The sequence below is a fragment of the Nocardia cyriacigeorgica genome (assembly GCF_010858045.1).
In the GTDB taxonomy this organism is placed as follows: Bacteria; Actinomycetota; Actinomycetes; order Mycobacteriales; family Mycobacteriaceae; genus Nocardia; species Nocardia cyriacigeorgica_E.
The window spans coordinates 1-13,014 of sequence record NZ_JAAGVC010000051.1 but is presented as its reverse complement, the minus strand read 5'-3'; the positions used below and the strand labels follow the sequence as shown (position 1 = coordinate 13,014).

The following is a 13,014-nucleotide window of genomic DNA, read 5'->3' as shown; positions in this document are numbered from 1 at the left end:
CCGTGCGGCCCTCGATGAGGAACGCAAGGAGTGACGACCGTGTCGCACACACCCCCCGACAGCGGCCCGAGCCGCCGTATCCACTGGAATGAGGACTGGTCGGCCACCGTGGTCGGGCTGGCATTGCTCGCCCTGGTCCTGAGTGGGCTGATCCCGGATTGGCTGGTGCCGTGATGCCGGGGCCGGAGCACACCGAGAACCTCACCACCGCCGACACCGGGACAACCGCGCAGCCGGTGCGGTCGGAGACCGAGGCGCTGCGCCCGGCCGCGGTCGCCGCACCCGCCGCCGTGGTGGGCGGTGTGCTCGTCGTAGTGCTGCTCGGGGCGTTGACGCGGTACGTCGAGACGCAGGTGCCGAACTGGACCGCCGACACCCCGCTGCGTCGTGTCGCGAAGACGGTCGAATACCCCGTGTACGCGATCGCCTTCGGCCTCATCGGCAACGTGGTGCTGGCGAAACTGGGCCTGCGCGAGCGCCTTTCGGCCGGGTTCCGCACCGAATTCTTCATCAAGACCGGTGTTGTGCTGCTCGGCGCCTCGATCAATCTGAAGGTGCTCATGACAGCGGCCGGACCAGCGATTCTGCAGGCGTTGCTGCTGATCACCGCGGTCTTCGGGTTCGCCTGGTGGCTCGGCGGGCGCATGGGTCTGGACGACAAACTGCGGGCGCTACTGGCCTCGGCGGTTTCGATCTGCGGGGTCAGCGCCGCCATCGCGGCAGCCGGAGCAGTGCAGGCCAAGCGGGAGCAGATCGCCTACGCGGCCTCGCTGGTGATCATCTTCGCGCTTCCGTCGATCTTCGTGCTGCCCTGGCTGGCCGGACTGTTCGGGCTGTCGGACGCGGTGGCCGGCGCGTGGATCGGCGGCAATATCGACACCACCGCGGCGGTGGCCGCTTCGGGCGCGATCGCCGGTGAACAGGCCCTGCAGATCGCCGCGATCGTGAAGACGACCCAGAACGCGCTCATCGGAATCGTCGCCATCGCCTTGACCGCCTACTTCACCCTGCGGGTGGAGCGTGCGGCCGGAGCGGCACGGCCGTCGGCACGCGAATTCTGGGACCGCTTCCCGAAATTCGTGCTCGGCTTCCTCGCGGCGTCGATCATCGGGACGCTCTACCTGCAAGCGGTGGACTCCGGCACCGGCGCCGGCCACATCGCGATCGTCAACGATCTGCGGACCTGGTTTCTGATCCTGGCCTTCGTCTCGATCGGGCTGGAGTTCTCCCTGCGCGGTCTGCGCGCGGCGGGCGCGCGTCCGGTGCTCGTCTTCGGTGCGGCGGCCGCGGTGAACATGGTCGTCGGACTGGGGCTGTCGGTGCTGCTGTTTCGCACCTTCACGCCGTAGGTATCCACCCGCCCGGGCGTGTTCCGGAGCAGATCTAATCAGCGACCGACTCGGCGAAGATCTGCTCCGGAGACTCGGGTTCGTCCGGCCACCCCGGATACTGCGGGGGAGTGCCGCCGTACTCCGGGCACAGGTGCTTGTAGTCGCAGAATCCGCACAGCCAGCTCTTGCTCGGCGGGAAGTCGCCGGTGCGGCCGGCTTCGCGGATGGCCTGCCACAGTGCGGCAAGGGTGCGCTCGAAGCGGTTGAGCTCTTCCTCGTCCGGGGTGTAGGTGAGGATCTGCTCGTCGGCCAGATAGATCAGCCGCAGCTGGGCCGGGACGACGCCGCGGGTACGCAGCATGACCAGGGCGTAGAACTTCAGCTGGAACAGCGCCTTGGTCTCCTGGGTGACCCCGGGGACGCGGCCGGTCTTGTAATCCACCACCCGCAGCTCACCGGTGGGCGCCACGTCGATCCGGTCGACGAAACCGCGCAGCAGCACGCCGTCGGCCAGTTCGACCTCGACCCGGGACTCACACGATTCCGGATCGAACCGGGTCGGATCCTCCAGCCGGTAATAGGCCCGTACGAGTGCACGGACCTCGTCGAGGAACACCTCGAGCTCGGCCTCGGCGATCAGCTCGGCCACCTCCGGCCGCTCGGCCAGCACCCTGGCCCACGCGCCGGCCGCGAGCGCTTCGGCCCGGTCCGGCCTCCGCTCGGCCGCGGGCAACCCGTAGAGATCTTCCAGCACCGCGTGCACCACCGTGCCGCGCACCGCGTGCCGAGCCGGCGGTTCCGGAATCCGGTCGATCGCGCGTAACCGATACTTGAGCGGGCACTGCTTGAAATCCATTGCCCGGGAAGGCGACAGCGCCGGACGAGAACGAACCGGCGCCGCTTCGGGGCGGGGCGCCGGTTCGGCGTCGGCAGGGGGCGTGGTCGCTGGTGCTGGCATACCTGGCAGGCTATCCGGCGGCACCGACACGGTGCCGTGAGACGGCAGCGACGAACAGATTTTCGCGGAACGGAGATACATGACGGCCAGACGGACCGGGCCATTCACCATCGGTGACCGGGTGCAGCTGACCGATGCCAAGGGCAGGTTGTACACCGTGCTCCTGGAGCCGGGCAAGGAGTTCCACACCCATCGCGGCGGGATCAAGCACGACGATCTGATCGGCGCCGACGAGGGCAGCGTGGTGAACTCCACCAACGGCACCCCCTACCTCGCGCTGCGGCCGCTGCTGATCGACTACGTGCTCTCCATGCCGCGCGGGGCCGCGGTGATCTACCCGAAGGACGCCGCCCAGATCGTGCACGAGGGCGATATGTTCCCCGGCGCGCGCGTGCTCGAGGCCGGCGCGGGCTCCGGCGCGCTCACCTGTTCGCTGCTGCGTGCCGTCGGCCCCGAGGGCGAGGTGGTGTCCTACGAGATCCGCGACGACCACGCCGAGCACGCCGTGCGCAACGTGGAGACCTTCTTCGGCGAACGTCCGGCGAACTGGTCGCTGACCGTCGGTGACGTCGCGAACTACGACGGCCCGCAGGTCGATCGGGTGGTGCTCGACATGCTCGCACCCTGGGACGCGCTGCCCGCGGTGTCCAAAGCCCTGGTCCCCGGTGGCGTGCTCATCGTCTACGTGGCGACGGTGACGCAGCTGTCGAAGATCGTGGAGACGCTGCGCGAGCAACAATGCTGGACCGAGCCGCGCTCCTGGGAGTCGATGGTGCGCGGCTGGCATGTGGTGGGTCTGGCGGTGCGCCCCGAGCACCGGATGCAGGGCCACACCGCGTTCCTGGTGAGCGCCCGCAGGCTGGCCGAGGGCACCGTGACGCCGAAGCCCCAGCGCCGGCCCTCGAAGGGCTGACGCCGGGGCTTCGGTGGTGTGACGACGATCAGACGATCACGCGGGGACGCAGGGCGCCTGGGCGAAGCCGAGCAGCAGGCAGCCGCTGGCATCCGAGAGCTTCCAGGTGCCGTCGACGTTCTCCCAGGTCAGCGGCATCGCCGGGGCGGCGCCGTGCGGGGAGGTGATGACGACCTGCGCGGTGGCGGTGTTGCCCTCGGTGGTGACGTCGGTGACGCCGAAGGTGAGGGTGCCGTAGCCGGCCAGCGCGGCGTTCATCTGGTCGATGTTGGCGGTGCGCTGTTCGCCGTTGACGATCAGCTTCGTCTTCTCCGCCGTCGGCACATCGGGGCTGGCCAGCTTGTCGAGCACACCCTGCAGGGTTTCCGGGGTCGGAGCCTCGCCGGTGCCGTGGTCTCCGTGCTCGGCGCCGGTGGTGGTGGCGGCAGCGGCGCTGGTGGTAGCGCTGGTGCTGGTGGCGGCGCTGTCGCTGCTGTCGTCGTCGGAACCGCAGGCGGCGATGCCGAGCGACAGGGCGACGGTGGCGGCGGCAGCGACAGACAAGCGCAGTGCCCTCACGGGAAGGAGCATGACTGGCAACCTTTCGGCTAGTCGGTGAGCAGCCTCACCGGTAATGTGTTAGGGCAGGCTAACATGGTCGTTCCGGTCGACGGGCGCTGCCTAGATGTGATCACGACGAAACCATGTCGGACAGCGAGAACGGTTCGCGCCCGGTAGCGTTGATAGACCGGGACTGGGAGGAGCAGCACATGAGCCCCATCGAGAATTCGGATTCGGCGGCCTGGAGAGAGCTCGAGGCGGTGCGCGCCGAAGCGGCTGCACTCCGGAGGCAACTCGCGGATTCACCGGATCGTGCGCGGGAATTGGAAGCCCGCATCGATTCGCTGACTATTCGCAACACGAAGCTGATGGACACTCTGAAAGAGGCGCGCCAGCAACTGGTCGCGTTGCGTGAAGAGGTCGATCGGCTCGGTCAGCCGCCGAGTGGTTACGGCGTCCTGATCGGCGCCTACGACGATCAGACCGTCGACGTGTTCACCTCCGGCCGCAAGATGCGGTTGACGTGTTCGCCGAACATCGACACCAGCACCCTCGAGTACGGCCAGACCGTGCGGTTGAACGAGGCGCTGACGGTGGTCGAGGCCGGGCACTTCGACGCGGTCGGTGAAATCGGCACGTTGCGCGAGGTCCTCGACGACGGCCGTCGCGCACTCGTGGTCGGGCACGCCGACGAGGAGCGCGTGGTCTGGCTGTCCGGCCCGCTGTCCAAGGTCGCCGAGATCGACGACCTCGACGATCCCGACGCCCCGGTGCGCCGGCTGCGCCCGGGTGATTCGCTACTGGTGGACACCAAGGCCGGTTTCGCGTTCGAGCGCATCCCCAAGGCCGAGGTCGAAGACCTGGTGCTGGAGGAAGTGCCCGATGTCGACTACAACGACATCGGTGGTCTCGGCCGCCAGATCGAGCAGATCCGCGACGCGGTGGAGCTGCCGTTCCTGCACAAGGACCTGTTCCGCGAGTACGCGCTGCGCCCGCCCAAGGGTGTGCTGCTCTACGGTCCGCCGGGCTGCGGTAAGACGCTCATCGCCAAGGCGGTGGCCAATTCGCTGGCCAAGAAGATCGCCGAGGCCCGCGGTGAGGATGCCAAGGAAGCCAAGTCCTACTTCCTCAACATCAAGGGCCCGGAGCTGCTGAACAAGTTCGTCGGCGAGACCGAGCGCCACATCCGGATCATCTTCCAGCGGGCCCGTGAGAAGGCCTCGGAAGGCACCCCGGTGATCGTGTTCTTCGACGAGATGGACTCGATCTTCCGCACCCGCGGTTCGGGCGTGTCCTCGGACGTGGAGACCACGGTCGTTCCGCAGCTGCTGAGCGAGATCGACGGCGTCGAGGGCTTGGAGAACGTCATCGTCATCGGCGCCTCCAACCGCGAGGACATGATCGACCCCGCGATCCTGCGTCCGGGCCGCCTGGACGTCAAGATCAAGATCGAGCGGCCGGATGCGGAATCGGCGCAGGACATCTTCTCCAAGTACCTCACCGAGGAACTGCCGCTGCACGCCGATGATCTGGCCGAGTTCCACGGCGACAAGGGAGCCTGCATCCGCGCGATGATCGAGCGGGTGGTGGAGCGGATGTACGCCGAGAGCGAGGACAACCGCTTCCTGGAGGTCACCTACGCCAACGGTGACAAGGAGGTCCTGTACTTCAAGGACTTCAACTCCGGCGCCATGATCCAGAACATCGTGGACCGGGCCAAGAAGTACGCCATCAAGGCGGTGCTCGACACCGGCAACCCGGGCCTGCGCATCCAGCATCTCTACGATTCGATCGTGGACGAGTTCTCCGAGAACGAGGACCTGCCCAACACCACGAATCCCGATGACTGGGCACGCATCTCGGGCAAGAAGGGCGAGCGCATCGTCTACATCCGGACCTTGGTCACCGGCAAGAACGCCAGTGCCAGCCGGGCGATCGACACCGAGTCGAATACGGGTCAGTACCTGTAATCGCGTCGTGCCGAGGGCCGCGTTTCCGTGCGAAGCGCGGCCCTTTGTCGTGGCGGGCCCGTCGTCGCCGTGGCTCGCTAGGGCAGCGCCAACGGTGTGGTGATGTAAGTCACTGATCATGCGTTCGGCTATAACAGCTGAACGGCGCCACAATTGCGCTGATCGGCCTGTCGTATGCCGAGCCCTGATCGACGAAACGGCCGCGGCGATTATCTGAATCATCCATGCTTCAGATGGCTGGCGCAGCGGGGTTGCGCCGGATTCGAGATGGAGGAGTCACCATGTCCGGTTCCGCATCGGATTTCCTGGCCGAAGTGCTGTTCAAGACGATTCTGGAACTGCTGAGCAGCGGCAGCGCGGGATAGGCCGCGTCGAAGGACGGGCCAACAGGGTCGCGCCCCAAGGGGTGCGACCCTGTTGTCGTCTGCGCGGTCATTCCGTCGGTGCCGCGGATTAGTCTGACGGCATGACTTCTGAGCCGACCGAGATCTGGCACAACCCGCGGTGCACCAAGAGTCGCGCCGCGCTCGCGCACCTGGACGAGACCGGTGCCGAGTACACCGTGCGCCGGTATCTGGACGATCCGCCGACCGCCGACGAACTGCGTGCGGCGCTGGCCAAGCTCGGCGCCGAGCCCTGGGACATCACCCGTACCGGCGAACCGGAAGCCAAGGAGCTCGGCGTGGCGAGCTGGGGTCGCACCGAAGCCGATCGCGACCGCTGGATCGAGGCGTTGGCGACCCATCCGAAGCTGATCCAGCGGCCGATCGTGTTCATCGGAAACGGCTCGGCGGTGGTGGCCCGCGATGACGAAACGTTGCGATCGCTGGACTGATGCCGACCGGGGGTGAGCCCACGCCATGGCGCGTCGGCCACCTCCATCTGTGCAGCGTGTGCCATGTTCGGCGCCCGGATGGACGTGGTAGCCGAGTGATGTCCGGGGGAGTGGGTGCTGTAACGACCGCGCGGCGCGGTGTGATGTAGATCATGTCATCGCGGCTCGGGAAGGTCCTGATCCGCAGTTGGATCGAGCGTGGGTCAGCAACGGGTCGGGGCGTCGAGCTCCACGCCGGTTGGAGGTTGTCATGAACTCGATCGTCAAGAAATTCGCCGTCGGCGCATCCGCCGCGACACTCATCGGCGCGGCCGGAATCCTCGGCGCGGCACCCGCACAGGCGCAGCCGCCAGGGTTCTGTTCGGTCAATCCGGTAGCGGCGACCGCCGCCTACTCCCAATGCGGCGGACCGGTCTGGCATCAGGTGCGCGTCACCTGCTGGGCCTGGTGGTCCTGGTTCAGCAGCTACGAACGCTGGGGTAACCCGGCATGGGACGGGCAGCAGTCCTGGACCAGCTGCGATCTGCCGTTCTCCATGCAGACCTGGCAGGTGGTAGTGCGCTGACGGCAACGTCGCCAGGTGCCTGTGTCGACGGGATGCGGCACCTGGCGCGAAAACTATTCCTACGGACTCGGGTACGCCGCAATGAGGATGGCGAATCGGCCTGCGGACTGACGCCCGGCGCCGGCCCGCGCCGGTAGTGTCGGCAGCCATGAAGGTACAGCTGCGCCACAGTCCCGCCTCCGCCGTCGCCAGGTGCTTCCTCGCGGGCGGCGAGCCCATGCGCGTCGAAAGCGGTGCCATGGTGGCGCATTCGGCGGGCGTCACGCTGCAGGCCAAGGCCGAAGGCGGCATCTTCGCCGGGCTCAAGCGGTCGATGCTGGCCGGTGAATCGTTCTTCGTGTCCACGTTCACCGCGCCACCGGAGGGCGGCTGGGTCGACGTCGCCCCTTCGCTGCCCGGTGACATGCTGCCGTTGACCATCCAGCCCGACCGGCCCTTCTTCATCAGCCGTGGCGGCTGGATCGCCAATTCGCATGGCGTGCAGGTGGAAAGCAAATGGGGTGGGTTCGCGAACCTGTTCGGCGGTGAGGGCGGTTTCGGTCTGCGGGCGACCGGTGCGGGTGAGGTCGTCGTCGGTGTGTTCGGCGCGATCGACGTCATCGACCTGCAACCGGGCGAACCGATCACCATCGACACCGGCCATGTCGTCGCCTACGACCTCGCCATGAACTTCACCATCCGCCGCGCGGTCTCCGGACGGTCGATCCAATCGCTGAAATCCGGTGAGGGACTGGTCTTCGACTTCACCGGCCCCGGACGAGTGCTGCTCCAGACGCGCAACCCGAGCGCGTTCGCCTCGTGGACGGCGTCGACGTCATCGGGGTAGGTGCCCTGCCCGTCGCCGGGCGTGGTGTCCGAGCTCGGCGGCGGCATGGCGACTGCCACGGTGACGCGCACGCTCGGGCCGGTGCATTGATCGGCAGGGCGGCCGTTCAGATGAGGATTTCGCGCAGTAGATAGCGGGTGTCGGGGACGAACGGCCAGGCCGGATCGGTGAGGTGGTCGCGGAGGGTCTGCTCCGTCCACCACCAGCCGTCGGCGATTTCCTCCGGCTGGTGCCGGATCGGGCCGTCGTAGCGCAGTTCGTAGGCGAACAGGTGGCAGCGCATCGGGCTGCCCGCCCATTCGCCGTCCCAGCGGGCGCGGGCCAGGGGAGTGGGTTCGGTGTCGGCCGTGACGCCGAGTTCTTCGGCCAGCTCCCGGATCGCGGTCTGCCGCGGGGATTCGCCCGGGTCCACCACGCCGCCGGCCAGGCAGTCGTGCATCCCCGCGAAGACCATTTTCGTCTCGGTGCGGCGATGGACGTAGATCGCGCGGCCGTCGCCGGAGCGGAGCAGCACTCCGGCGCTGGCATGCCAGAGTCCGTCACGGTAGACGACGGCGCGGTCCTCGGCACCGATTTCTCGCCCGGTGCTGTCGTAGACGGCGATCATCTCCGAACCCACCGGGCGAGAGTAACGTGTGCCGCGTAGATCGCTCGACGAAGGGATCGGCTCGATGGCGCTGCCACGCGCGCTGGGGAAATTCAATCGGCAGGTCACCAATCCGGTGACATCGGTCATCGCCGGGCGCGCCCCCGGCATGGGCATCGTCGTGCACAAAGGCCGCAAATCCGGCCGCACGTACCGGACCCCGGTCCTGCTCTTCGCCGACGGCCACGAATACCGCATCGCCCTCACCTACGGTCGTGACGTCGACTGGGTGAAGAATGTCGTCGCCGCAGGCGATTTCGCGGTGGAAACGCACGGGCAGACGGTGTCCCTGACCGATCCGCTGATCCGCCACGATGCCGCCGCGAGCTGGGCGCCGCCCGTCATCCGGCAGGCGCTGGTCGCGATGTCGGTGCCCTACTTTCTCGAGGCCAGGACCGTCGACTGATCTGGCCACGGTCGCCGGTACACCGATGACTTCCGGGTGAATCGGTCGTCGATATCTCTGGGTACACCGACAGATAGGAGCCCAGGTATGACGAGACCGTTTCGAGTGGGTACGACCTCGGTGCGGGCGAACGGGGTGGATCTCGGCATCGAGAGCTTCGGCCGCGAGAACGATCCGCTGATCCTGCTGGCCGGCGGCACGACGATGCTGTCCTGGCCCGACGCGCTGTGTGAGCGCCTCGCCTCGGGCGGGCGGCGCGTGGTCCGATACGACCTGCGCGACTCCGGCACGTCGACGACCCTCGACCCGGAGAATCCGGCCTACAACCTGCGAGATCTCGCCGCAGACGCGGCCGCGCTGGTCGGGGCGCTCGGCGCCGGGACCGCCCATCTCGGTGGGGTCGGCGTCGGCGGGATGGTCGCTCAGGTCGCCGCGCTGGACCACCCGGACGTGTTCACCGCACTGACCCTCGTCGGTACTCGGCCGGTGGCGCCGGGCCCGGTCGACGAGGACCTGCCGGACCACGACCACGCGGTCATGGGCGCACTGTTCTCCCATCCGTGGCCGGACTGGACCGACCGGGACGCTGTCGCGGCCTTCGCCGCCGCGGGAGCCGAGCCGCTGGGCGACGATCCAGAACAGGCACGGGCGACGGCGGCCCGAATCTGGGACAGGACGCCGTCGAGCGATCCCGCGGTGCACCAGGCGAACCAGCTCGGGATGGTGTTCTCCCGGATCGACTGCACGCCGCGCTGGCGGGAACGGCTCGGTGAGCTCGACGTACCGGCCCTCGTCGTGCACGGCCGCGCCGACCCGTTCTTCCCGGTCGGCAACGGTGAGGCCCTCGCCGCCGAAATTCCCGGCGCGCGACTGCTCGTCCTCGACGACATGGGCACTGCTCTGCGCCAGGCCGCGGCCGACACGGTCGCTGCGGCGATGCTCGCCCTGTTACGTGCTGACCGGCGGCCTCCCCACCCGGTCCGTCAGTGCCGGCCTCGCGATATCGGCGTGGTTCTCGGATTCGACCCGAGCTGTCGGCCACCGGCGTGCACGCAACGCGTGGTGAATTGACCACATCGCCGGCTGCCGGCGGTTCTCCGGCCGCGATGGACCAGGAGAACCGCCGGAACCGTCAACGGTTGTCGCGCGGGTCGAGCACGACCTGGGTGCCCGGCCCTGTCGCGACCTGGAGGGTGCGCAGCCGCAGCAGTGCCGGGTGCTCCTCCAGCAGGCGTGCGGTGTTGGCCAGCGACCGCAGGGCGGCCGCTTCGGCGCGGGCCCGCTCGAGCTCGGCGCGTCCGCGTTCCTTGGCCAGCACGGTTTCCAGTGCCGCCTTGCGCAGTTCACCGGGCAGCATCAGATCGCGTGCGCGCAGGCTCTTGACCTCGATGCCGAGTTCGGCGACCGCATCGGCCACCCGGCTGTAGTCGGCGGTGAGCAGGCTGCGATCGGCGATCACTTCGTCGAGGGTGTGCGCGGCGACGGCGTCGCGCACAGTGTCCTGCACCGCCGCGTACAGCACGGTGTCGGAGTTCTGCGCACCGGTGGTGAACGCGACCGGGTCGAGGACCTGCCAGGTCAGCGCGAAACTCGCCCGCAACGAAAGTCCGTCGGAAGTGAGAAGTTCCTGACCGGTGACGTGCATCAGCCGCGGCCGCACATCGACCTCGACCAGCGTGCAGCGCTTGGCGTCGTACCGGTGGCGGCCGGGTTCGAGCACCCGCTCCAGGGTGCCGTCGCGATAGCGCAGCGTGCGCTGCCATGCCATGACCGTCGTATACATCTCTCACTCCCTCCCGGAGTCTGTGCCGCGAAGCCCCCGGGCAGGCGGATGCCACCCCATCCGGCCCCGACGACGCGGTGGGGGCGTCCCCCGGCCGTAGCCGGAGAGCCCGCAGAACCACGCCACCGCAGCGGACCGGATGGGGGACACCGTAGGAGGGAATCGAACCCATCAGACTTAAGAGGTCTGTGCCACCGGAGGCACGACAGAGCCGACACGGGGAACGCGATCCGGAGATTCCGGTGCGCCCCTTGCTCTCTCGTGAGGGAAACGGTACGGAAATCGCGCGGTTCGTGCGAATGATTTTCGCGGAGTGCGAGGCGGGGGGGACTGCCGCCGAGCGCTCGGCAGTGCAGTGCTTGCGGCTGTCGCGAACAGCTCAGGCATCATCCTTGGAGGATGGCTTCGACCTCGTCCACCCGGCGTTGCAGTCGAGCCGAGTTCAGTTCGGCGGCATCGGATCGGACTGTTTCGAGGGTTTCGTGGGCGGCTGCGGTGTGCCCGCCCCGCGCATAGGCTTCCGCGAGCCAGGACCGATAGAGGGTCGCTTCGCGCTTCCGGCCCACTGGGTAGCGTTCGATAGCGGGCGCCAGGAGGGTCTCGGCCTCGGCTGCGTTGCCCAATTGGACGGAGCAGCGGGCGCGCATGACGTCGATCTCGTCGCGATTGAGCCAGTACACCCAATCGGGTTCGTCATCGCCGGAGGAACGCCGATCGTATTCCTCGTCGACGGTGTCGAGGGCGCGGCGCGTGCAGTCGGAATCGCCTGCCTTCGCCGCAGCCCAGGCGACGCGTTCACCGAGCAAGGCACGGACCACCGGTGGCGCGTCCGTCGATGCTCCGTGCAGCGCTGTGCGCGCCAAGAGCAGTGCGTCGTGGGCGTCGCCGGTGTTCGTCATCTGATAGGCCAGAGTCGATAGCAGTTGGCCGGCGAGCGGTCGGTCACCTGCTTCGGTGGCCGCTGTCACGCCATCGAGATAGGCGTGCTGCGCGTCGGCGTATCGTCCGGCGTCGGAGTACACCCATCCGGCCAGCTGTGACAGCTCGCCGACGACACGCAGCAGGCGCCGCCTGGTTTCCGGGGAGTATCGGCCTTCGCGTACGACGCAGCGGGCGGCGTCCAGGTCGCACCGCACCACCGGATGCAGAGCTGCGCCACCCACGACGTCATCCAAGCGGCGCAGTTCCATCACGCGGCGCTCCATCTCGGCAGCCAGACCGGCCCCCACCTGCCGTCCGGCAGTCAGATGCTCGTCGAACCGAGCATCTGCCACCAACCATTCGTGTGCGACGCGTAGTGGATTATCTTGTCGCGCAGTCGCATCCGAATTCGCGGGCCGCAACTGCCGATACGCCCGGCGGATCTCATCGCTGACCGGACGCTGCCCGCGTTCGATCTGCGAGAGGTAGGCAGCGCTCCAATGTGTCCGGCGGGCGAATTCACGCAGGCCGATCTGTGCTGCTTCCCGCACGGCACGGAGCGCAGTCCCAGTGCTGAAATCCTCGCCCACCACGCGCCCCTCTCCGGTCACGTCGGCCACTGTTCACCCTGCAAACATGCTGCTGACATCCTGCAACCACCGTAAGCGTTCCCGGCCCGAAACGATGCGCCTAATGTGAGTTTCACGCAAGCTGCCAGGCGGTTCTGCTATCTCGAACCGAAACCACGATGCGACCGACGTGAACGGCCCGAGGTACGGCGGCGAGCGAAATTCATCCGACACGGCCCGGACAGGGCTGAACGCAGGGGGCTCGATGTACGAACCGTCGCATGCACTGGGACTCATCCGCCGCGACATCGCCGGCTGCCCGGATCGGTGGCGCGAACTGTTGAAGGAGCTCGCCGAACGGCACGGCTTTCGGCTCGTGTTCACCGTCGAACTGCACGCGGGGCCGTGCATAGCGAATCTGGCTTTGGCGCAACACATTACCGAGCACAGCGCCGCTGCGGTGGTCGTTCTGTCCTTCGGGCACGCAGACGCTGTGCGGCACATGATCACCGGTGTCGCGGCGCTGATCACCCCGGTGCGGGTCTATCCGCGCGGGTATCGGTGGCCGGTAGCCGAGGCGGGGGAGGGTCTGTGACGGTCTGGGATGGCGTGTTGTTCGCGCTTGTCGCCGTGCTGCTGGTGGTGACCGCCGCGGCGTTGTTGTGGCCGGAGGTTCAGGCCGGCATGTCGATGCTGGCGCTCACACCTGCGACCGAGCTGGAGCCGGGGCTGCGGCAATTACGGGCGGATC

General features: G+C 67.9%; 16 protein-coding genes. 11 read left to right on the top strand and 5 right to left on the bottom strand.

What is annotated here, in order from left to right; genetic code table 11:
* Positions 1 to 39: 39 nt before the first annotated feature.
* Together GV790_RS31400 and GV790_RS26195 are read left to right on the top strand one after the other, a co-directional pair.
* Positions 40 to 174 carry a hypothetical protein gene (locus GV790_RS31400; RefSeq protein ID WP_256673535.1) on the top strand — a complete coding sequence of 45 codons (135 nt, stop codon included), beginning with the start codon at positions 40 to 42 and terminating at the stop codon, positions 172 to 174.
* Positions 174 to 1,349: a YeiH family protein gene (locus tag GV790_RS26195; protein ID WP_163817036.1), complete on the top strand. Its 1,176-nt coding sequence runs from the start codon at positions 174 to 176 to the stop codon at positions 1,347 to 1,349. Before GV790_RS31400 ends, GV790_RS26195 begins: the two co-directional genes overlap by 1 nt.
* A 34-nt stretch (positions 1,350 to 1,383) precedes the next feature.
* Here the strand turns inward: GV790_RS26195 and GV790_RS26190 are convergent, their stop codons facing one another.
* A complete protein-coding gene (locus GV790_RS26190) occupies positions 1,384 to 2,289 on the bottom strand; it encodes a RecB family exonuclease (RefSeq protein ID WP_163817034.1) in 906 nt (301 codons plus the stop codon).
* 79 nt (positions 2,290 to 2,368) lie between these two features.
* Here GV790_RS26190 and GV790_RS26185 point away from each other — a divergent pair, with 79 nt between their 5' ends.
* Positions 2,369 to 3,202 (top strand): tRNA (adenine-N1)-methyltransferase, encoded by an 834-nt coding sequence (locus tag GV790_RS26185; RefSeq protein WP_163817032.1) that lies wholly within the window; start codon positions 2,369 to 2,371, stop codon positions 3,200 to 3,202.
* Positions 3,203 to 3,238: 36 nt separating this feature from the next.
* Here the strand turns inward: GV790_RS26185 and GV790_RS26180 are convergent, their stop codons facing one another.
* A complete protein-coding gene (locus GV790_RS26180) occupies positions 3,239 to 3,772 on the bottom strand; it encodes a hypothetical protein (protein WP_163817030.1) in 534 nt (177 codons plus the stop codon).
* Between the two features lie 179 nt (positions 3,773 to 3,951).
* Here GV790_RS26180 and arc point away from each other — a divergent pair, with 179 nt between their 5' ends.
* The 5 genes from arc to GV790_RS26160 all read left to right on the top strand — a co-directional run bounded on the left by arc (position 3,952) and on the right by GV790_RS26160 (position 7,938).
* Positions 3,952 to 5,712, top strand: a complete 1,761-nt coding sequence (arc, locus tag GV790_RS26175; protein WP_036537583.1) for a proteasome ATPase — start codon at positions 3,952 to 3,954, stop codon at positions 5,710 to 5,712.
* A gap of 233 nt (positions 5,713 to 5,945) precedes the next feature.
* On the top strand, positions 5,946 to 6,077 hold the full coding sequence (locus GV790_RS31395; RefSeq protein ID WP_256673534.1) for a hypothetical protein: 132 nt from the start codon (positions 5,946 to 5,948) through the stop codon (positions 6,075 to 6,077).
* Between the two features lie 101 nt (positions 6,078 to 6,178).
* Positions 6,179 to 6,547 carry an arsenate reductase family protein gene (locus tag GV790_RS26170; RefSeq protein ID WP_163817028.1) on the top strand — a complete coding sequence of 123 codons (369 nt, stop codon included), beginning with the start codon at positions 6,179 to 6,181 and terminating at the stop codon, positions 6,545 to 6,547.
* 250 nt (positions 6,548 to 6,797) lie between these two features.
* Positions 6,798 to 7,112, top strand: a complete 315-nt coding sequence (locus GV790_RS26165; RefSeq protein ID WP_163817026.1) for a hypothetical protein — start codon at positions 6,798 to 6,800, stop codon at positions 7,110 to 7,112.
* A 148-nt stretch (positions 7,113 to 7,260) separates the two neighbouring features.
* Complete coding sequence (locus GV790_RS26160) at positions 7,261 to 7,938, top strand: TIGR00266 family protein (RefSeq protein ID WP_163817024.1); 678 nt, start codon at positions 7,261 to 7,263, stop codon at positions 7,936 to 7,938.
* Positions 7,939 to 8,044: 106 nt separating this feature from the next.
* On the opposite strand, the gene GV790_RS26155 is transcribed toward GV790_RS26160, so the two are convergent.
* Positions 8,045 to 8,545: an NUDIX hydrolase gene (locus GV790_RS26155; protein WP_163817056.1), complete on the bottom strand. Its 501-nt coding sequence runs from the start codon at positions 8,543 to 8,545 to the stop codon at positions 8,045 to 8,047.
* Between the two features lie 64 nt (positions 8,546 to 8,609).
* Here GV790_RS26155 and GV790_RS26150 point away from each other — a divergent pair, with 64 nt between their 5' ends.
* Positions 8,610 to 8,990, top strand: a complete 381-nt coding sequence (locus GV790_RS26150) for a nitroreductase family deazaflavin-dependent oxidoreductase (protein WP_163817022.1) — start codon at positions 8,610 to 8,612, stop codon at positions 8,988 to 8,990.
* Positions 8,991 to 9,077: 87 nt separating this feature from the next.
* Complete coding sequence (locus tag GV790_RS26145; RefSeq protein ID WP_256673533.1) at positions 9,078 to 10,061, top strand: alpha/beta fold hydrolase; 984 nt, start codon at positions 9,078 to 9,080, stop codon at positions 10,059 to 10,061.
* A gap of 61 nt (positions 10,062 to 10,122) precedes the next feature.
* On the opposite strand, the gene GV790_RS26140 is transcribed toward GV790_RS26145, so the two are convergent.
* Together GV790_RS26140 and GV790_RS26135 are read right to left on the bottom strand one after the other, a co-directional pair.
* Positions 10,123 to 10,773, bottom strand: a complete 651-nt coding sequence (locus GV790_RS26140; RefSeq protein WP_163817020.1) for a slipin family protein — start codon at positions 10,771 to 10,773, stop codon at positions 10,123 to 10,125.
* Between the two features lie 386 nt (positions 10,774 to 11,159).
* Positions 11,160 to 12,284: a helix-turn-helix domain-containing protein gene (locus GV790_RS26135; protein ID WP_163817055.1), complete on the bottom strand. Its 1,125-nt coding sequence runs from the start codon at positions 12,282 to 12,284 to the stop codon at positions 11,160 to 11,162.
* A gap of 244 nt (positions 12,285 to 12,528) precedes the next feature.
* On the opposite strand from GV790_RS26135, the gene GV790_RS26130 reads away from it, so the two are divergent.
* Positions 12,529 to 12,858: a hypothetical protein gene (locus tag GV790_RS26130; protein ID WP_256673532.1), complete on the top strand. Its 330-nt coding sequence runs from the start codon at positions 12,529 to 12,531 to the stop codon at positions 12,856 to 12,858.
* The last annotated feature ends 156 nt before the right edge of the window (positions 12,859 to 13,014 follow it).